The 19,753-nt window shown below is 48.4% G+C and carries 16 protein-coding genes; 1 reads left to right on the forward strand and 15 read right to left on the reverse strand.

What is annotated here, in order from left to right; genetic code table 11:
• Positions 1-200 precede the first annotated feature (200 nt).
• Entirely contained in the window at positions 201-557 is a 357-nt protein-coding gene (locus AC1TPC_RS02285; protein WP_482065247.1) for a helix-turn-helix domain-containing protein, read from the forward strand.
• Positions 558-672: 115 nt separating this feature from the next.
• Here AC1TPC_RS02285 and AC1TPC_RS02290 read toward each other — a convergent pair whose 3' ends face one another.
• The 15 genes from AC1TPC_RS02290 to galU form a co-directional block, all read right to left on the reverse strand.
• A complete protein-coding gene (locus AC1TPC_RS02290; RefSeq protein WP_482065248.1) occupies positions 673-1,572 on the reverse strand; it encodes a hypothetical protein in 900 nt (299 codons plus the stop codon).
• A 79-nt stretch (positions 1,573-1,651) separates the two neighbouring features.
• Positions 1,652-4,891, reverse strand: coding sequence for a hypothetical protein (locus AC1TPC_RS02295; protein ID WP_482065249.1), 3,240 nt, complete (start codon positions 4,889-4,891; stop codon positions 1,652-1,654).
• 31 nt (positions 4,892-4,922) lie between these two features.
• Positions 4,923-6,263, reverse strand: coding sequence for a UDP-glucose dehydrogenase family protein (locus AC1TPC_RS02300; protein WP_482065250.1), 1,341 nt, complete (start codon positions 6,261-6,263; stop codon positions 4,923-4,925).
• Positions 6,264-6,292: 29 nt separating this feature from the next.
• Positions 6,293-7,663: a sugar phosphate nucleotidyltransferase gene (locus AC1TPC_RS02305; RefSeq protein WP_482065251.1), complete on the reverse strand. Its 1,371-nt coding sequence runs from the start codon at positions 7,661-7,663 to the stop codon at positions 6,293-6,295.
• A 501-nt stretch (positions 7,664-8,164) separates the two neighbouring features.
• A complete protein-coding gene (locus tag AC1TPC_RS02310; protein ID WP_482065252.1) occupies positions 8,165-9,112 on the reverse strand; it encodes a polysaccharide pyruvyl transferase family protein in 948 nt (315 codons plus the stop codon).
• Between the two features lies 1 nt (position 9,113).
• Entirely contained in the window at positions 9,114-10,466 is a 1,353-nt protein-coding gene (locus AC1TPC_RS02315; RefSeq protein ID WP_482065329.1) for an oligosaccharide flippase family protein, read from the reverse strand.
• Between the two features lie 6 nt (positions 10,467-10,472).
• The gene (locus AC1TPC_RS02320) at positions 10,473-11,372 is read right to left on the reverse strand and encodes a glycosyltransferase (RefSeq protein ID WP_482065253.1); all 900 of its coding nucleotides are present in this window, start codon (positions 11,370-11,372) and stop codon (positions 10,473-10,475) included.
• A gap of 3 nt (positions 11,373-11,375) precedes the next feature.
• Positions 11,376-12,407 carry a glycosyltransferase family 4 protein gene (locus AC1TPC_RS02325; RefSeq protein WP_482065254.1) on the reverse strand — a complete coding sequence of 344 codons (1,032 nt, stop codon included), beginning with the start codon at positions 12,405-12,407 and terminating at the stop codon, positions 11,376-11,378.
• 69 nt (positions 12,408-12,476) lie between these two features.
• Positions 12,477-13,049: a DapH/DapD/GlmU-related protein gene (locus tag AC1TPC_RS02330; RefSeq protein WP_482065255.1), complete on the reverse strand. Its 573-nt coding sequence runs from the start codon at positions 13,047-13,049 to the stop codon at positions 12,477-12,479.
• Entirely contained in the window at positions 13,024-14,175 is a 1,152-nt protein-coding gene (locus tag AC1TPC_RS02335) for a glycosyltransferase (protein WP_482065256.1), read from the reverse strand. Before AC1TPC_RS02335 ends, AC1TPC_RS02330 begins: the two co-directional genes overlap by 26 nt.
• On the reverse strand, positions 14,176-15,345 hold the full coding sequence (locus tag AC1TPC_RS02340; protein ID WP_482065257.1) for a glycosyltransferase family 4 protein: 1,170 nt from the start codon (positions 15,343-15,345) through the stop codon (positions 14,176-14,178).
• Entirely contained in the window at positions 15,342-16,727 is a 1,386-nt protein-coding gene (locus tag AC1TPC_RS02345) for a hypothetical protein (RefSeq protein ID WP_482065258.1), read from the reverse strand. Before AC1TPC_RS02345 ends, AC1TPC_RS02340 begins: the two co-directional genes overlap by 4 nt.
• A gap of 21 nt (positions 16,728-16,748) precedes the next feature.
• Positions 16,749-17,864, reverse strand: a complete 1,116-nt coding sequence (locus AC1TPC_RS02350) for a glycosyltransferase family 4 protein (protein WP_482065259.1) — start codon at positions 17,862-17,864, stop codon at positions 16,749-16,751.
• A gap of 121 nt (positions 17,865-17,985) precedes the next feature.
• Positions 17,986-18,675 carry a sugar transferase gene (locus AC1TPC_RS02355; protein WP_482065260.1) on the reverse strand — a complete coding sequence of 230 codons (690 nt, stop codon included), beginning with the start codon at positions 18,673-18,675 and terminating at the stop codon, positions 17,986-17,988.
• Positions 18,672-19,580 (reverse strand): UTP--glucose-1-phosphate uridylyltransferase GalU, encoded by a 909-nt coding sequence (gene galU / locus AC1TPC_RS02360; protein ID WP_482065261.1) that lies wholly within the window; start codon positions 19,578-19,580, stop codon positions 18,672-18,674. The genes AC1TPC_RS02355 and galU overlap by 4 nt, the downstream gene beginning before the upstream one ends.
• Positions 19,581-19,753: the final 173 nt, after the last annotated feature.

Consider the following 19,753-nt stretch of genomic DNA (forward strand, 5'->3'; position numbering starts at 1 on the left):
AATGCAAGAATAGAAAAACAAATAAGAACCTTGCAGGTCTGCGGCAGACCTGCAAGGTTCTTTGGTACATACTTATATTTGTAATTCGTAATTCTGACATTCTATCTTGTACATATAAATGGTAAACATGATATAATTATGTGGGCATTTAGCCGGCCAGGAATGAGAAACAGAGAGACGTTAGAGAGAGGGGGATTGCGATGTTCGCGAAGCGCCTAAAGCAGCTGCGTAAAACGAGGAAATTGACCATGCAGGAAGTGGCCGATTACTTAGGGGTTGCAAAAAGCACGTATGCGGGATACGAATCCGGATACCGCCAGCCGACCATCGAATCCATTCAGACGATCTCGCGTAAGCTGCGCACATCGGCGGACTATTTGCTTGGGCTGACTGATTATACAGAGCCAACAATTGAGCTTAACCATAATGCGAAGGAATACTTGAATTATGAACAGCTTCACTGGGACGGCGTACCTCTGGAAAGGGACGATCTTGAGCTCATTCGCAGCTTGCTTGAACGAGTGCTCCGCGACCGCACCTTGCCAAAGGATGAGTAACGTGCCGTCACTTTAAAATAGCATTTCAACCGTTATTCGGTTGATGAAACCATTTGCGATTGGTTGAGGGCATTCAACCGCCTAGATGAAATCATCCGCCAATAGGTTAATGAAGTTAACCGCCCATCAGCTTCAGCATCTTCGCCTCGAACTCACCTTGGAGCTGAAGCATCAATGCGCTGAACTTTTGCTGCCATTCCTCTGTAATCGCTGGATCCACATTATCCTTCTCCGCATTGTCGATCTTCGTTTGGAAATTCGTATTGCATGTGTTCTCCACATTCGCAAGGCTATCCATCCACTTCTGATTTAACGCTTGGAAGGCGTATGGATCTGACTGATCCAACTGCTCAATGCTCGCTTCAGCCCCTACCAGCACCTCATTCATATCCTGTGTACATTTCGCTTGAAGCTGAATGATCTCTTGCTCGTATTTCTCGGACATGCTTACCGGCGGCTTTGTTGCTGGCGTTTCCGGATTTGTTCCAGGCTTTGTCGTTCCAGGTTTTGTCGTTCCTGGCTTTGTCGTTGCCGGTTTTGTCGTTGCTGGTTTTGTCGTTCCTGGTTTTGCCGAACCACCTGCATTCGGCTTCGATGCTGCCTCTTGATTAGGCTTCGCCGTTTGCGCAGGCTTCGTCGTTTCGACTGCTCCCGAGCCCATATCTGGCTGACTATCCTTAGTCGTCTCCTCTGGCAAAGCCGTGCCATCTCCGCCCACAGCCGGTTTATCGGTTGCTTGCCCCGCTGGCTTGTCTGCATCTGACGGCTTCACTTCTCCTACAGGTGCGGTGATAACAGGCTCTGTTACAGGCTCATCCAAATTTATCAGCTCTGCCTGCTCGTTCTGCGCCGCTCCATCCGCATTGACGACAAGCGCTTGCTGAGAGGATTCCTTCCAATAAAGCCCGCCCCATACAAAGAGCAAAACAATCGTTAAAGAGCCTAAAATAATATTAATCGTATCCGGTTTCTGAAAGCGAGGACGCCTTTTCCTTCGTACATGCCGTTGACTCATATGCGGCTACCACCTTTCGTTTGTAATAGAAAGAAGCCAGTCTTCTTTCTCCTATCAGAGAAGGAAGACTGGCTAGAGATTAAGAACGCATGATTTCCATAATAATAGCAGTCAACAGCTTGTTGACCTTGCTTTTTGTTTCATTGATCGCTTTGTTCTTCAGTGCATTCGATGCATTGACCTTGTTGATTTCATTAACGGCTACATTTCTTGCTTGCACAACCTCAAGAACCAATTGTGCTTTTTGCTCGTCATTCGTTGCCGCTTTCAGCTTATTGCTGATAGCCGCAAGCTCAACATCCAGAGCTTGAGCGATCTTCTTCAGCTCCTCCTTCGGATCCGTTTCCACTTCACCGTTAACGAGCGTCACCTCTTGCTGGAAGACCACTTTGGCTGAACCTCCGTAAGGATTGATCAGCGTCGCTTGAATAACTGCAGTGCCAGTAGCAACATTTTTCGGAATCGTTACTTTCCCTTTGGAATCGACAGTAACATCCTTGCTTCCCGATACTTTCTTCCATTTGAGGAAAGAGGATGGCAACGCTTTGTCAAACAGCTTCAGCGTATAATCATGCTGTCTGCCATTTGCCGTTACCTTCACTGCCGAAATAACCTCTGAGCGGATATAGGCGACAGTTAAAGCGTTAATCGCACGCTCATCATGCTTCAGCTTCACTTGGAATTTCAGTACAGCCGAACGAACGTCCGTAGATTTAACGCCTAAGTTGTAAAATGCTTCACTCAAGGCGTAGTCATCTTTTTCCGATAAAATTTCAGCCATAGCTTTCAGTAGCACTTCATTGATCTTATTCTTATTGCCAAGAAGCTGAGCGAGCTCCTTCGAATTCATATCCGAGATGATATCGCGAACTGTGCCTTCAATGCCCAGGCGATCATCGCCATCGCCGAACAGCAGCACAAGGAAATCATCCATCGTCAAATTCGTTACGCCGCCGGCAGCCGCAATCGTCTTCAGCGTAGCACGGAATTCAGGATTCGTTCGAATCGCCTCGATCGCCTTGCCCTCCGGATCATATTGGATGGAGCCTACGGCTTGAATGATTTGGAACAGGCTCTTCTTCAGCTCTTCTTGATTAGCCGTTGCCGGAAGCTTCGCCTTAATTTTGTTCCATACCGGATCTATAAGCGCTTGATCCTTGGCAAAGCTTAGCTTCGAGATCTCATCGCGAAGGTTGCGGACATCCTGAACATCCGCCGGGTCACCCGCTATCAGGGCAGCATGAAGCTTGTTCATTCGCTCAAGGAATTTCTCTGACGAGAAGTGATCACCCTCGCCTTCAACAGCCGTTAAAGCAACCTCTTTCTCGAAAATAACCTTCGCTGTGCCGCCGTAAGGATTGATGAACGTTGCTCTGATAACAGCCGACGCGCTTTCTGCGCCTCGCGATAGGGTAGCCTTACCGTTAGCAGACACGTTCACATTCTCGCTGCCGGATACTTTGCTCCACCGCAGCGCAAGCTGCGGAATAGCTACGCCAAATACTTTTAAACCGTATGCTTGCTCGCGGCCGTCTTCGCTGGTTTTCACCGTCTCTACAGCTGCAGCGCGAATGCCAGCAATAGTCAATGCCTGTTGAGCCGGCTCATCCTTCTTCAGCTTCAGCTGGAAGCTCGCCAATGTCGCATTAACGTCTTTAGTCGTAATCGATAAGCCGCTTAGAAGCGAGCTGACCTTATACGCATCTGTTTCACTCAGAATTTGCTCTGTTGCATTAGACACCAGCTTGGCAACTGCTTGCTTATCTCCAAGCAGGCGCAGCAGCTCCGTTGAGGATAAAGCCGCTATCTGCTTCTTAATCGAACCTTCAATGCCCGGCTTCAAGGCGCCGTCACCGAATAGATACACTAGAAGATCATCAATGACGAAGCTTGGCTCTCCGCCAGCTGCTCCAATCTCCTTAAGCGCAGCTCGGTATTCAGGATTCGAACGAATCGCTTCCAATCCGGATGCCTGAGAATCATATGGAATCGAACTGACCGCTTTGATCATGTCGAACAAGGCTGCCTTTAGCTTTGCTTGATCTGCAGTTGCCGGCAGCTTAGTCGCCAGCTTGTTCCAGATTGGGTCGATTAGAGCTTGGTCCTTCCTAAAATCAAGCCTGGAAATTTCATCCCGCAGGCCGCGAACCGCTTGAATATCAGCTGGATCGCCTGCTGCAAGAGCGCTGTGCAGCTTGTTCAGACGTTCAAGGAAAGGAGCTGCCGGAAATACCGTTTCTTCCTCTTGCGCTGTCGATAATGTAACTTCTTGCTCAAAAATAACTTTCGCAGGGCCGCCGTATGGATTAATCAGCTTGGCCTGGATGACAGCTTTACCGCTTGTCGCAGCTGCTGGTATAGAAACAACACCAGCTGGAGATACGCTTACCCCAGAATCGCCGGATACCTTTGACCATTGCAGCACGAACGGGATAATCGATACGCCAAACACGTTTAAGGTGTAGGTGTGAACGCGTCCGTCAGCGGTTACTTTCACATTTGGCTTCGCTGCCGATCGAATGTACGCTACGGTCATCGCACTAATTGCCGGCTCATCCTTTTGCAGCTTCAGCTGAAAATTCAGCACCGTTGCTCTTACATCCTGCGGCGTTACGCCAAGGTTCTTCAGAATCGAGCTGAACTTATAGGATTCTGTGTGGCCAAGCAGCTTCTCCGTCGCTTGGAGCAGGACGGCCGTAATGCCCTGCTTGCTACCGAGCAGCTGGATCAGCTCTTGTGGCGATTTCTCGGCTAATATGCCGCCAATTGTGCCTTCAACGCCTTTTCTGCTGCTGCCATCGCCAAATAGAAACACAAGAAAATCATCGATCTTAATATTCTCATCGCCGCCTGCGGCTGCAATCGTCTTCAAGGTAGCGCGATATTCCGGGTTCGTGCGAATAGCCTCCAGATCGGTGGCATCGGGATCATAACGGAAGGAGCCGACTGCCTTGACCAGTCGGAACAGGCTCGCCTTCAATTCCGCTTTATCGACGGATTCTGGAAGCTTGTCACTAATCTTATTCCACACCGGATCAATGAGCTGCTGGTTCGTCGCTTCATCAAGCCCGGCGATTTCATCACGCAAATTTCTAACCTCTTGCATATCCGTCTTGTCGCCTGCAGCAAGCGCGGCATAGAGACCTCTCATACGCTCCAGGAACACGCTAGACGGCAATTCGGTTTCCGCGGCATTCACCGTTTGAACAATTCCAAGCTTTTGGTACAATCCTTTCTGGCTTAGCGGCAAACCGCCGAGTGAAGCAGTAAGCATTGAAATCGCAAGCGCGGATAAGGTTACCTTTTTTCTAATCGTCATCTTTCGTTCACCTCTAGTTCATAAGTTTGGACTAAAATTGCAGAACGGGCATTTGCTGCTTTACGCCTTGATTCAAGCTAGGTCTGCCAACGGAATAATAAATAAATTCAGTGCCAATAAGATGCTCTTCCTCGAATACATTGCGACCGTCGATTAAAATCGGATTTTTCAACACGGTCTGCAGCAGCCCAAGGTCAACCCTCGAGAATTCCTCCCACTCGGTCAGCAAGCAAAGCGCGTCCGCATCCTTTGCCGCTTCCATCGCATCAGAGCACCATGTTACACCCTCTAATTGGTATATAGAGCGGAAGTTATCCATCGCGATAGGGTCATAGGCTTTAACCTTGACGCCGTTATCGACCAAATGCTGAATGATTTCGAGTGCCGGAGAATCACGTACATCATCGGTATTCGGCTTGAATGCGAGTCCCCATACCGCGATCGTTTTTCCATGCAGCTGACCTTCAAAAATCGTCTCCAGCTTGCGGATCACATTGAAGCGCTGATCCTGATTCACCTCGACAACCGAGCGGAGCAGCTTGAATTCATAGTCCACATGGCCGGCGATTTGAATCAATGCGCTCGTATCCTTCGGGAAGCAAGAGCCTCCATAGCCGATACCTGCCTTTAGAAACGACGGACCGATCCGCTTGTCATAGCCCATGCCCTCCGCAACCTTCGTCACATCGGCGCCAACCTTCTCGCAGATGTTGGCGATCTCGTTAATAAAGGATATTTTCGTAGCGAGAAAGGCATTGGATGCATACTTGATCATTTCGGCGCTGCGGATATCCGTTACGACGATTTGCTCGGTCAACGGAATATGCAGCAGCGTCATAACGTCTGACGCTCTTTGACATTCGGCTCCGATAATAATCCGGTCAGGATGAAGCGTATCTTGTATCGCCGAGCCCTCGCGCAAAAACTCCGGCAGCGAAATGCTGTCGAAGCGCTCGTTCGTGCGGGAGCGGATGAGCTCCGCCAGCTTCTCGTTTGTTCCGACCGGGACGGTGCTCTTTACCGCTATAATTTTGTAGCCGTTCATCGCCTCTGCAATCTCGATGGCTGCCTGATTAATGTAAGAGAGATTCGCCTCGCCGCTCGGCAGCGGCGGCGTTCCTACCGCTAAAATAATAATGTCCGATTGGCGCACCGCGCTTGGCAAATCGGTCGTGAACGATAGCATTCCTGCCTCGCGATTTGCCGCTGTCAGCTCCTTCAAGCCCGGCTCATAGATCGGAATCCCGCCGGCATTTAATGTATCAATCTTGCGCGGGTCCTTATCCACGCAGATGACTCGGTTGCCTAGCTCGGCATAGCAGACGCCTGATACAAGACCGACGTAGCCTGTTCCAATAACCGTAATGTTCATGCTTATCGCTCCTTCATCAAGTTTTTTATTTATACGGTGCAAAGCATCATAATCTCTTTCCAATCGAAAGCAAGCCGGACGATATCTTCTTCAATAAGCTCCGACCCCGTCTGAATCTCAATAATGTCCATTTCCGTTTCCGCGCGCAGGCTGTGCCGGCTTTCTTTGGAAATCGTCAACACATCGCCGCTCTTCACGCTGAAGCTCTGCCCGTTCAAGACCATCGTTCCATGGCCGGCAACAATCGTCCATACCTCATCTCTAAGCAGATGATACTGGTAGCTTAAGTTCTGTCCCGGCGCTACGCATATCCGCTTAGTCAGCACTTCCTTGCCATCCGGATATTTCAAGTAATCCAGCACTCGGTAGCGTCCCCATCGACGTTCCTCATACATCGGACGCTGATCGGAATGCTTCATGACTTCCTTGATCATAGGGCTTGACGCTTTATCCGATACGAGAATGCCGTCAGGGCTTGCTGCAACAACAACATTGGATACATTCAGCAGCGTAATCGGGATATCCAGCTCATTGATCACATGCGTATTTAGCGAGCCGCTGGTAATGATCCCTTTGCCGATTAGCGGCGTTTCGATTTCCTCGGTCAGCGTATTCCATGTGCCAAGGTCTTTCCAATCGCCCTCGTATGGCAGCGCCACGATATGGTTGGATTTCTCAACAATCTCATAGTCAAAGCTGTTTTTAGGAAGCTTGCCGTACTGCTTGAGCATCTCGTCGTATTGAATCGGAAACTCATTGACGATCAGTATATTAATGAGAAAATCCAGCTTGAATGCAAAAACCCCGCAGTTCCAAAGCGCAGCCTGCTCAATCATCGCTGCCGCTTCTTCTTCGCGGGGTTTTTCTCTAAAGCTGTGTACATCGACATAAGACGCATCCGCCTCTGCCGCAATCTCCGGAACGATATAACCGTATTTCTCGGAAGGATATGTTGGCTTTACACCCATTAGCGCCAAATCTGCACCGGATTCATTGAGTACCGAATCAAGCTCCTTCGTTTTTTGGAAAAACGATTCCTCAACATAAGGATCAACCGGCATAACAACTACCGTCTCGTTCAGGCTCACGCCTTGCACCGAATATAAATAGGTGGCTGCCAGCGCGATTGCAGGGAACGTATCTCTTCTCTCCGGCTCGACGATTACTTCGATTTCGCTGCCAAGCTGGCTATGAATCATGTCAACCTGCGGCTTGCTCGTCGCGATGTATGCATGATCGCGTAGGCCTGCTTTAGAAATTTGTCCCCATACGCGCTGAACCATCGACTCACGCTCGCCATCGGCGTTTTTGAGCACCTTCAAAAACTGCTTGGACCGCGACTCGTTTGACAACGGCCATAGCCGTTTACCGGAGCCTCCTGATAGAAGTACAATTTTCATACTGATTCCTCCTAAAAAGTTTTGTGGAGCTTTTGCTGCTTGAACAACTTCCAACATAACTCGCTTCGAAAATATAAGCTGTGTTTTATCGAGCTGTGCTGCTGTTGAACAGCTTCACATCATAACTCGAATCGAAAACAAGAGCTGCGTTTTGCGGAATACGTGTTACTAGAATGAGCTTGTGCTCCTTGGACAACTTCGCATTAAAACTTACTGTATTAGCATCGTTTTATGGGAAGGTACTTCTGTTGCCCCATAATTTAACAGGAAAAACTCCATCTAATTTGCGCAAATCAAAGCTCTTAGCACACTTAACAGGATTTTCTCCCGCTAATTCACATAAATGACCCAAAAATCGCGATTCTACCAAAATTACATGGAGGATTTCCTGCTAATGCAGCTATAAAGCGAATAAAGGTTAAATTAACAGGAGGTTTTCCTGTTAACTGTGCCGTGAGAGTGCAGGTTACCTTCTATTAGTTCAACAAATAACCAGCCAGCTCAGCTCTTCACTACTAATTGAGCCGATTTTACGCTGCTGGTCCATGTATTATAGTAATTCGAATTTTTGCCGTATGAATTGTCGAGCAGCGTGTTAGGCTTATCCATCAAGCAGGACAAGATATGACCGTGCAGCCTTGAGGTTTGCACGACGCGGTAGCCGCTGAAGCGCTTGACCGCTTTGTCGACCAAATAATCGGAATACTTGCCCCATATCGCCTGCATCGGAAGAGGTACGCCGCCCTTGGTCATCATCTGCCCGATTACCCGAATCGACTTCTTCTCGACTTTGTTGTAGAGGGAAGCCCAGTCCAAATGATCGCCCCGCCCCACCGCTTCAAAGCTCTCCTGCTCGCTCGTCTTCTCGATGTCGGTGCGGAAGAAGCAAAGCAGTTCCTTGCCAGGGCTGCTCTTAGGCAAAATCGGCCAAAGCTGATGCGCCATGTCCGGCGATAAATAAACGCAGCATTTATGAAACTTTTGAACAGCCAAGTCATAGGTTAAGGTGTCCCGCACGAAGAGATGCGTATCCTTATGGCTGTTGAAGAGGCGCGCTGTCCGCTCATACTCCGCATCGCTCTTAAAGTAAATCGTCTGCGGAAGCAATACGATCCGATGGTTTGGATAGCTGGCAACGATCTTCTCACGCAGCTTCTGATGCACCGGATACAGATCGCCGAAGTTCCCTCCGCCCTGCAGCACGATAATCTGATCGTTTGGAATCGTCAGCTTGTCTGGAAAATCAAGAACGCTGTACCGCGCTGCTACGCGGATTTGATTGTCCTTGAAGAACGCCTCTGCCCCTTTCATGATCAGCAGATCCCCGCCGTTGTTGTATACGGGATAGTCGATATAATAAATGCTTGAGCCTGGCGGGATCACCTTCAAGATTTGAAGAAGCTGCCTTTTTAGTTCCTCCATCGGGTGTATGTTCGTTTCCATTAGCATATCAGCGCGCTCCTTTACGTTGTTTTTTCTCATTTAAACGCTTGATCAGAAAACGGAAATCATTTTTATCAAACAGCATATTTCCAAGCCTTACCCTAAAAATCAACCGCATCGACGCCATCGTCACTGCCATGCGAATGACTGCGCCGATCAATAAGGCGAGCGCGATGCCGTTCAGCCCATACAACGGCGTAAACACGAAAAACAAGCCGATCGTTGCCGCCAAGGCAATCAACTGGCGCACAAGCACTAATCCCGGCCTTCCCATTGCATTAAATGCGGAAGCCAATATCCAAGAGCCTCCTCCGAGAATGCATTCGATAGACAGCAGATAGAAGGCATTGCTTGCTTCAAGGAACGGAGCCCCGAACAGGATGCCCATCAAATACCGGCCAATGAACATGCTCGGAATGACGACGATCGTCATAAGCAGCATCGATAGCCGGAATGCCCTGCCCACCGTGGCGATAATGGCTGATTTGTCCATGCCCGTAACCTTCGGGAAGACGACATTCGTAATCGCCATCTGAACTACGTTAAAGACGCGAGACAAAGCATATACGACCGTGTAAAGTCCAAGATCCCTTGCTGTCAGCATCGATAGAATGACGATCTTATCGAACTGCGAGTACAGCGTGCCGAGCAGCTCTACCCCGAACACTCTGCCGCCATAGCCAAACAGCGCCTTAGCTGCCAATCGATTGCCAAGCCCCTTCAGCCAGTTGATGCGGAGCGCATCCCTTATGCTGTATAAGGACCAAGAAACGACCAGCACGCTAGTCACGAGGAAGATGAGAGAAGCGTTCTTAAGACTTAAATCGCCGATCGCCCACAGCACCATTAGGCCTGCTAGATTGAAGAGCGGAACAAATAAGCGTACGCCGTTGTATACGTTGAACTTGCTTGTGCTCTGTGCCAGAGCCGATATTAAATTAATCGCAAGCAGAATCGGCAGCATAAGCACCGTATACCATCTAGCGATTTGAACGATGTCAGCGGGATAATTGCCCAGCCAGACCGGCAGCCAAATCCACGCGACCACGCCAACAATAATGCTGACCGGTATTTGGAAGAGGAAGCCTGCCCTGACAAAATCGCCGCCGCTGCCTTTGTTTTGCTTCATGTTATAAATAAGCGAGGTTGGAAGTCCGAATCCTACCAGTCCGGCGAGCAGTGTTGGCCAAAATAAGATGGCTGAAAACTCGCCCTTTCCGACAACGCCGAACATGCGCGCCGTTACGATCGAGGTCAGCGTGCTGATGACCATCACTAATAAATTAGTCGCGCTCGTCCGCATAATCGTCTGTACGAGTCCGTTTCCCTTCCATACTTTATGAATGGCAAGCTGTGACATCACAAGTCAACCCCTACCGTTATAACGCAGGATGCCGACAAGCGATCCGTTGCGGTAACATATTTTCACAACCTGGCTTATGAATCTCTTGAAATGAAAGATAGACAGCAATGACGTTCCAATCGCTTGAATCATTCGAATTGAATGCTTAACGACCGCAACTAGGCTTCTATCCTGCCGCTTCACCGCATCGCTGACGCCTTGCCAATAAATCCGTTTTAAAAACCACTTTTTCGTCGTTCGCTCTTTGGCGATCTTGTGCTGAACAGGCGCGTAAGGCGTATAGTACACCTTATAGCTTTCTCGAATTCTAGCGATCAGCTCGCTTTCCTCGCTCGACAGCAGGTTATTGCCGACCCGGCCGAGATCCTCGCGGAATGGCTTGTACTGCCCAAAGACGCTCGCCCGGAAAGCGACATTCGCACCATAGGGAATAGCTGGCGCCGGCATTTCCTTAATCTCGCTTGCATAATCGAGGATGGTAAACACCGAGCGGTGCTCTGCCGGAATCCAATCGGGCTCCGCCACTTCCCAAATGGGATCGATTTTGCCGCCGACGCAGCCGATCTTCGGATCGCTCTCGAAGACTTCCACAATTTGCCGCACCCAGTGGCGAGAAGCGATTGCATCGTCATCCAGGAATAGAATGAACTCGCCTTTTGCTTCCCGAATCGCCCGGTTGCGCGCAACCGACAGTCCAAGCTTGTCCTCGAAAATATAACGCACCGCAGGGCCGTGAATCCGCGCAAGCCCGCCAACCACGTCAGCCGTATTGTCCGTCGACCGGTTGTCGATCACGACGATTTCAATCTGTTCCCGCTCAAAGCTTTGAGCTAGGACGCTTTCTATTGCTTCTCCCGTATCCTTTGCCCGGTTATGGGTGCAGATGGCCACCGTTACCTTCATCCTTTATCCCCATCCTTGGTAAACTTTTTTTATCTTTTGCGCAATCGTGCTCCATTCGAGCTCCTTCAGCACTTCTTCGTACTGTGGCGAGCGCTGCTCCCTCTTCACATTCAAGGCTGCTTTCATCGCGTTCTCCAAGCCGTTATAGTCGTTTGGATCGTAGCTCACGACCATGTCCTCCTTGAAATACTCGTCGATAAAATCATTATCAGGCATGACGATCAGCTTTCTGAACGATAAGCCGAGAATCGCGGAGCCTGAGGTCGTAATCTCCTTGTACGGCATGACCATCACATCGACGGCGCTGATGAGATCGGCAACCTCCTCATTCGGAATGAAGCGCAAATCCAAGATGATATTTTCCTTATTCTCTACATGCTTCAAATAGGATTCCATCTGCTTGTCCGCTTTGCCGGCTACAATCAGATAGGATTGCTTCGTCTTCACCGCATTAAAGGCTTCTATTAAATCCTCGACACCCTTATAAGCTTTAATCGCGCCCAAGAACAAATAAATATCCGCATCCTCGCTAATGCCGTAAGCCTGCCTGCAATCCTTGCCTTTCGACTTGTACACGCCCAAATAGTGGCCATGCTTCACCACGAAGAGCTTGCTTGCCGGAACCCCGAATTCCATCATGACCTTTCGTTTGATCGACTCGGAAGCTACCAGCAGCTTGCTGCAAAACTTGCATATCAACCCTCGCATGAAGCGCTCCAGCCTCTTGTATTTCACCTGATGCGGATACAGGTTATGAATCGTCCAAACGAGCTGCACCTTCCGCATCTTCAAATAAAGCATCGTCATGACAAAAATGAACGATTTCACAATGAACAGCAGCAGGTTGCGATTTTGATAGGCATGATGCATCCAGTGGATATGGACAATGTCTCCTGCTCTCGCCCCGCCGACCTTCAGCATCAGCTTGCCATGCTTCAAATCCTTTACTTCCATACCTGCGCCGCTCAGCGAATTTGTCAACAGATCATTGTAAAAGTTCAACTCGCTTGATTTCGGCCACATCCATACTTTCATCGCCATACGCTCCCTAGCCTAACCAGAATCATTGCCGCAGGATATTCCCCAAAGCCTTTCTGCATTCTATCAGTTGTATCTGCGAATCCATTCATTCGTTACCTGGAGCTCGCGAATCACTTTGGCAGGCGTTCCTCCAGCCAGCACATTTGCCGGAATATCCCGCGTTACGACGCTGCCTGCCGCAATGACCGCACCTTGACCAATCGTCACGCCAGGCAAAATAACGGCTCCGCGGCCAATCCAGACATTATCCGAGATGACAATGTCTTTGCTTCCCGAACGGTCCTCCATGTCTACGGGGTGAAAGTTCGTATCGATGATGTTCACCATCGGACCGATTATCGTGTTGCTGCCGATTTGGATCGACTTCGTACAGCCAATGTCGAGGCCATAATTAAAAAACACATTATCGCCTACAAGCAGCTCGGCATGCTTCTCGACCGTAATCGATGAAGGAAACGGCTTCGCTTGAAAAGAAACATTTTTCCCTAAAAAAAATATGCCCTTGTTCTTCACGCTAAGCTTTCCTGAAATTCTGCCAAGCCTGCCTACCGAGCTCGTCTTAATCGGCAGTATCGCCGCTCCTTTTAGAACGGCTAGCAGCTTGCCGAAGCTAATTTGACTGTATCCTGTACTCATCCGTTCCTCCTGCCGCTTCCGACTTCATGTTTGGCGCGAGCAAACGGGTGTAGGTGGACTCCACTTTCTTCGCGATCGAGCTCATATTAAAATCATTCATTACGCTGGTGTAGCCGCGGCTGGACATTTCCTGATGGTCGACTTTTCCGTCATAAACGCGCTGGATCGTCTGATACAGCTCCTCCACATCGCCGTCCTTCACGATAAAGCCGCCATTCGTATGATGAATGATTTCGGGTGCTCCTCCGGAATCCGCTACGATAACAGGCGTCTCTACGAGCATCGACTCGATAATGACTCTGCCAAACGGCTCGTTAAGCGAGAAGTTGATCGTAAGATCACATTCCTTCATAACATCAAGCGGTTTTTTGCTGTAGCCATAGAAAATAACATGATGCTCGAGGCCATAGGAGAGCACCTTCTGGATCATATCGTTGTAATAGCCCTCCGATCCGTCAACGGAAGTGTCCCCGACGATGAGCAGCTTCCAATTGTTTCGGTTGCTGTCAGCCAGCTTTTTGACGGCTTCAATCATGAGATGATATCTTTTCCATTCCACGATTCGGCCGAACGTCCCGATGACAAGCGTGTCATCCTCCATAAACGTTCTTCTCTTCTTCGTCAAAGCGAGCTCAGGATCGACGCCATTGTAAATAATCGTTTTGTTGCTGCCCTGAATCGCGTTCGCTACAAAATGCGAGATGCAGATGACCTGGTCAAAAAAGCGAGGCAGCACGTTGTTGAACATACGCAAATGCGTATAGTCGCGGTGATGCCAGACCAGCTTGCTTTTTGCCAAAAACTTTAGCGGAGCCGTATACCAAGGAGCCCGCCAGCCATTGGCATGGACGACATCAATCTTATTTTTCCGAACGAATGACCTGATCTTAAGCACCGTTTCGATATAGCCTAATCCGAATTTCTGCTTAATGCTGCTCAGCTGCAGCGGGAAATGCACATATTCCGCACGAATCTCATTCAAATACGCCGCATCGCCGGGACTTAATAAGAAAATCCGGTATTTCGACGTATCCAAATAATTGATCAGATGAATGAGGCTTTGCTCAGCGCCGCCTTTCTTATCCGCGTGGGTCACAAACATGACGTTAACTTTTCGCTTGTCCATTCAGAGCACCTGCTTTACTTTATAACTGGCATTTAAGGACTGAATAAATTGCTTCAGCACCTCTTTATGGTTGTAATGCGTGCGCAAGAAGCTTTGCGACGATTCGAGCAGCGCCTTCGCCGCTTCCGGGTTATCGAACAGCTGCTTGATTTTCGCATAAAATTGCTCCGGCCTGTCGGCGACCATAATATGCTCATTATCTACAAGCCCGGTTCCCTCGTACCCGATGGAGGTGGAGATGACAGGCAGGCCGTTCTGAATCGCTTCAATCGTCTTTAGCTTCACGCCTGCGCCGTTTTGCATCGGATTAACGAACAGATACCCGCTTCTGTAGATGTCGTCGAGACTCTTCGGCGTATCATGCACGATCACATTCGTCATATCGTACGCTTCAAGCCAGCTCAGGCTCTGCTTTCGGCTGTTGCCCGCTATGATGAACTTGTACTCCGGCTCCTTCAGCATCAGCGGATGAATATGCTCGAGATACCACTGAATCGCCTCTCGGTTATTCGGCATAAACAAAGATCCGATAAATACCACATGCTTGCTTTGAAAATCGCTCGATTCGAAGCTGGCCTTCGTTACCGGTGGAGGCAAGAACAAGCTTTTTGCCGCTGGATTTTGCTTTTGAAAATTTTCAAATTCTTTGCTTGATATAAACAAATATTTGTCGACCTTCTCGAGCATTTTTTTCTGCAAAATTGCGAACTTGCTGCTCTCCATGTGGTAATACATTTTATGGACGACGTTTTTGGTGCTTCTGGCAAGCGCCTTGAAGTAAACCGCTTCATCGTTATGAACTCTTAAGATCGCCGTGTCTTGCTTGACCTTCGGATTTTGCAGCACCGGGTACACGTAATCGCCCTCGAGCAGCACATAATCGTACCCCCCCGTGAGCTTAACGTTTCTCAGCTCGCTTCTGGACTGCACCTGCATCGGAATGACGTGGAGCAAATCCGCAAGCTTGCTTCTGCGATCGCAGAGCGTAATTTCTTCTACATAGTCATATACCGCGTCCATTTCTTCCTTAGAAGGCGTCTGTTTGCCGCATACAAGCAGATGAAGCTTCCAGCCGAGCTCAGCGAGCACCTTGATTCTGCCCCAAGTGTCGACTCTTCCGCCATGGTCGGCGGGATATGGGAAATCACTGCACACTACAAGCATTTTCATTTGACTACCCCCGACCTTTTTGATGAACTCATTTCGTTCTTGCCAAGAAAGAGGCTAATAAAAGCAAACAGCAGCCAAACCTCGTACTTAATTTCCAAAGTAACGAGGAGCATCGAAAATAAAATAAAGATAAGCGCTAGAAATAAAATGGAGCTGGACTTTACTTTAACGATCAGGTTTTTGGCAAGCAGGTAAAAGAACAGCACTGAAACGATTCCGCCGAACATGACCCACTGGAAAAATCCGGATTTGACGCCTAAGTTTTTATCCGAGCCCGAATATTGCAACAGCTCCCCCGCATTAATTTGGCTTATGCCAAATAGGTTGTAATAGAAATGAGACATCAAGCTGATCGAATCATTCACATACTTATCGAAATACATGAGGTATGCTCCCGTGCCAACCCCCAGCGGATTGTGAAAAACGGTAGCCAGCGAGATAATGATCGTTCCCATTCGCGTGTAAGAAGATGTGTAGTTTTCGATGTCATTGCTAAACGAGCTGACCAGTCCCGCCGAAAAATTGGTAATGAACATGTACATGGCCAGTACGACTGAAATAAGCAATATGAAGTTTTTCTTTTTCCGAAAATCCAAAAATTTGACCATCGTCACGACGAGCGTGAGCAAAATAATAATCATGAACCCTTTCGAGCCGGTAATGAATACATAAAACAGAAAAAAGCTAGAAGCATATACGATGGACAGCGTTCTAGCAAAGCTGCTTAAATATTTGGTCAAATAAACGAGTATCGCAGAGTAGACAACGACAATCGAGCCCGTCGTGCTGCTCTCTGACGTAAGCATCCTAACCCGCCAATAGGGATGGCTCCCTGAATGCAAAGACATAAAGGCGTTTGGCATGCTCATAAGCTCCATAATCATAATGGCCGCAAGCAGCGTAACGACCGCTAGAAAGCAGCCGTACAGCATCTTAAAGCTTTTAATTTTGGAAAAAACGAGCTGCATATGCCGGATATAGAGCAGTATCAGCACAAAATAGATCAGCACCTTTATCGCTTTGCCCAGCAGTCCTTCCGAGCCAAAGCTGTAGCTGCCTTGTATGAATTGAACAAGCAGGTAGACGATGCTGATAAAGCTCAAATAAAGGATAAAGCCGAATAAATACTTTTGCAGCGTCGAGCCGTTCATTACCCGCTTATGCTTGGCGAGCATCGCAATCTCGCAAAATACGAACAACGGAAGCATTAAAATAATAGGCGATCTGCCGATCTCACCGATCATATTGACTAACGGGAAATCCTGATAGACGGTCAGCACCAGCATAAGGCTCAGATAGATCGCCAAAAAAAACTGCTCTTTGCTCTCTTTCTTGGCTAACTTATCATTAGTCGTAAGGTTGCTCTGCAAGCTTAGGCTCATCTTCTCTCCATCCCCGTAAATCTAGACATATTTTTTAACTGCAGCGGAAAATGAGCCTCTTCGTTTTTGCAAGGCATCCTCGTATAACCGCTCGATTTGGTTGTTCATTTGATTCGAATGAAATTTGTCTTGGAAAATATTCAGGCCTGCTTGGCCCATCGCTTCAAGCGTCGGCTTATCCAGCCTATGAACGATGTCTGCCAGCTCCTGCTTATTTTCAAAATCAAAGATATAGCCGTTCAGTCCGTGCCGGATAATTTCCGGAAGCGCGCCCCGATTGCTTGCAATGACCGGCTTCTTGTTCCGCAGCGCTTCAATGGCGACGATGCCGAAGCCTTCCCAGCGCGATGGAATGATAACCGCATCACAGGCTTTCATGTAACGGTCGATTTCGGAATTGTCCACCCAGCCGATCTTGACCGCATTTTCCGGGAAAACATATTCAACATCCTCCAGCACCGTATCGCCGACCAAATAGAGATGGACGTTCGCGAACTTATGCTCGTTGAATACATCAAGCAGCAGATCAAAGCCTTTTTGACGATCGAAGCGACCGACGTATAGCAAATTGATTTTGTCTGGCTGCGTCTCAAAAGGCGGCTTGTTAGAAGCAATCGTATCGGAAACGCCGTTGTACACGACCCCCGATTTCTCGGCTGGCAGCCCGTACTGCATAGCCATCTCATATTCATGCCTGGAGATGTTGATAATGTAGTCGGTACGGTGTGCCAGCACCTTCTCCACAAATGCAAAAATCCGCTTTTTCCACGACTTCGTGTCCATTAGGAAAGCCCATCCGTGCGCGTTGTAAATGACGACTGGCCTGCGGAACTTGAAAAAAAACAACGCTCGCAGGAAGACACCTGCGAACGTTCCGTGGACATGAATGATATCCGGTTTAAACGCCTTTACCTTGTGATGAATAGCTTTTATCGCTTGAAGAAAATATGCCGGCTTCCGCTTGTATGGATACAAGGACAAACGGTCTTGGCTAATCTGCAGCGATTCTGGGCGGGAGTTCTGCTCGGAAGCCATAAGATAAATATCATGTCTGCCCGCTTGGTAACTCAGCACTTCATTCAGGTGGGTTTCGATGCCGCCCTTAGTAAACTCCGATATATGCAGGACTCTTGCCATTTGATCAACTCCTCAAAAGTTTTGCGAAGCAAAAATTACTTCGTAAGCATAGGCCTAGTTTTGCGAAGCAAAACTTACTTCGTAAGCATAGACCTAGTTTTGCGAAGCAACATATTGTTTATTAATAAGCATCGGAGCTGACGACGGTTTTCACCGTTTTCAGCATAATTTTAATATCAAACCAGATGCATCTCTTCTCGATGTAGACCAGGTCCAGCTCAACCATTTGCTTGAAGGAAAGGTTGTTTCTGCCGCTTACCTGCCAAAGCCCGGTGCAGCCCGGCGTTACGGTCAGGCGTTGCTTGTCATACTCGCTGTATTCCGCCACTTCTCTCGAAAGCGGAGGTCTTGGACCAACCAAGGACATTTCGCCTCTAAGCACGTTAAGAAGCTGCGGCAGCTCATCAATGCTTGTTTTGCGGATTAGCTTGCCGATCTTCGTAATGCGCGGATCGTCCTTCATCTTGAACATAGCGCCTTTGATTTCATTCTTTTCCAGCAGATCTTTCAGCTTATCCTCGGCGCCTGTCAGCATCGAGCGGAATTTGAACATCCGAAACTGCTTCTCATTTTTGCCGATCCTTGTTTGATAAAAGAAGACAGACCCTTTCGGATCCTCCCACTTAATAAGGATAGCGATAATGATAAACAGCGGGCTTAACAGCATTAAACCGACTAGCGAACCAACAATGTCAATCGTTCGTTTCATAATCGAATACATCGTAACCGCTTCGCGATCATTACGCCTTGCGATTGCATTCGAATAGTAATCAGAGACGCTGACTACCGCTTCATCCTGTGGAGGTGTCATCTTCTATCACTCCTTCCGGCTAATAATTGCTTGCTGAGCTCCCGCTCCATCAATTCTTCAAGCTCAGTCATAAGCTTATATTTAAGTTCATTGTTCCTTAGGGCAAAATCGAGCGTCGTCATAATAAAGCCTAGCTGTTCGCCGACATCGTACCGAGTGCCTTGGAAGTCAAAGGCATATACACCTTGGTCCATATTGAGCTTTTGAATCGCGTCGGTAAGCTGAATTTCTCCTCCAGCGCCGCGCTCATGCCGCCCCAAATATTCGAATATATCCGGTGTCAGTACATAACGTCCCATAATAGCCAGATTGGAAGGCGCTTGGCCTTGCGGCGGCTTCTCTACGAAGCTGTTAACCTCGTATAGATTGTCCACCCGTTGTCCGGGGTCAACGATACCGTAGCGATGAGTTTGATCGACGCCAACCATCTGAACGCCAATAACTGAACGTCCAGTTCGTTCATACTGCTCTATGAGCTGCTTTGTGCAAGGTGTCTCGGCCTCAACGATGTCATCGCCAAGGAGTACGGCAAACGGCTCGTCGCCAATAAAATTGCGTGCGCACCATACAGCATGTCCAAGTCCTTTTGCTTCTTTTTGCCTTATGTAGTGGAGATTCACATTTGATGATTTTCTAACCTTTTCCAAAATATCGAATTTCCCTTTTTGCTCTAAAATATGCTCTAGTTCAAAAGCGATATCAAAATGATCCTCGATCGCCCGCTTACCTTTACCTGTGACGACGATGATGTCTTCAACGCCTGATTCAATTGCTTCCTCTACGATGTACTGAATGGTCGGCTTGTCGACGATAGGAAGCATTTCTTTAGGCATCGCTTTTGTTGCCGGCAAAAAACGGGTTCCGAGTCCTGCGGCAGGGATAATGGCTTTTCTCACTTTTTTCATTTGATTTCACCCTATCCTATTTATTTTTTTGTATTTACAGGGGCATTGAACCCCTCCTCACGTCACACCCTTGACGATTAACGTCTAAGGTCGGCTGACCCACAGCATGACCGAGTGCCTCCGGTGATAGAGGTGCAGGAGACATTACCTATATCCATTCCACGCTTTTAGCG

It is taken from the genome of Paenibacillus sp. Y280, from assembly GCF_056786335.1.

What these genes read in the sequence shown, in the direction of transcription:
- AC1TPC_RS02285 (WP_482065247.1), top strand. Translation starts at nt 201, where the DNA reads ATGTTCGCGAAGCGCCTAAAGCAGCTGCGTAAAACGAGGAAATTGACC.
- AC1TPC_RS02290 (WP_482065248.1), bottom strand. Translation starts at nt 1,572, where the DNA reads ATGAGTCAACGGCATGTACGAAGGAAAAGGCGTCCTCGCTTTCAGAAA.
- AC1TPC_RS02295 (WP_482065249.1), bottom strand. Translation starts at nt 4,891, where the DNA reads ATGACGATTAGAAAAAAGGTAACCTTATCCGCGCTTGCGATTTCAATG.
- AC1TPC_RS02300 (WP_482065250.1), bottom strand. Translation starts at nt 6,263, where the DNA reads ATGAACATTACGGTTATTGGAACAGGCTACGTCGGTCTTGTATCAGGC.
- AC1TPC_RS02305 (WP_482065251.1), bottom strand. Translation starts at nt 7,663, where the DNA reads ATGAAAATTGTACTTCTATCAGGAGGCTCCGGTAAACGGCTATGGCCG.
- AC1TPC_RS02310 (WP_482065252.1), bottom strand. Translation starts at nt 9,112, where the DNA reads ATGCTAATGGAAACGAACATACACCCGATGGAGGAACTAAAAAGGCAG.
- AC1TPC_RS02315 (WP_482065329.1), bottom strand. Translation starts at nt 10,466, where the DNA reads ATGTCACAGCTTGCCATTCATAAAGTATGGAAGGGAAACGGACTCGTA.
- AC1TPC_RS02320 (WP_482065253.1), bottom strand. Translation starts at nt 11,372, where the DNA reads ATGAAGGTAACGGTGGCCATCTGCACCCATAACCGGGCAAAGGATACG.
- AC1TPC_RS02325 (WP_482065254.1), bottom strand. Translation starts at nt 12,407, where the DNA reads ATGAAAGTATGGATGTGGCCGAAATCAAGCGAGTTGAACTTTTACAAT.
- AC1TPC_RS02330 (WP_482065255.1), bottom strand. Translation starts at nt 13,049, where the DNA reads ATGAGTACAGGATACAGTCAAATTAGCTTCGGCAAGCTGCTAGCCGTT.
- AC1TPC_RS02335 (WP_482065256.1), bottom strand. Translation starts at nt 14,175, where the DNA reads ATGGACAAGCGAAAAGTTAACGTCATGTTTGTGACCCACGCGGATAAG.
- AC1TPC_RS02340 (WP_482065257.1), bottom strand. Translation starts at nt 15,345, where the DNA reads ATGAAAATGCTTGTAGTGTGCAGTGATTTCCCATATCCCGCCGACCAT.
- AC1TPC_RS02345 (WP_482065258.1), bottom strand. Translation starts at nt 16,727, where the DNA reads ATGAGCCTAAGCTTGCAGAGCAACCTTACGACTAATGATAAGTTAGCC.
- AC1TPC_RS02350 (WP_482065259.1), bottom strand. Translation starts at nt 17,864, where the DNA reads ATGGCAAGAGTCCTGCATATATCGGAGTTTACTAAGGGCGGCATCGAA.
- AC1TPC_RS02355 (WP_482065260.1), bottom strand. Translation starts at nt 18,675, where the DNA reads ATGACACCTCCACAGGATGAAGCGGTAGTCAGCGTCTCTGATTACTAT.
- galU (WP_482065261.1), bottom strand. Translation starts at nt 19,580, where the DNA reads ATGAAAAAAGTGAGAAAAGCCATTATCCCTGCCGCAGGACTCGGAACC.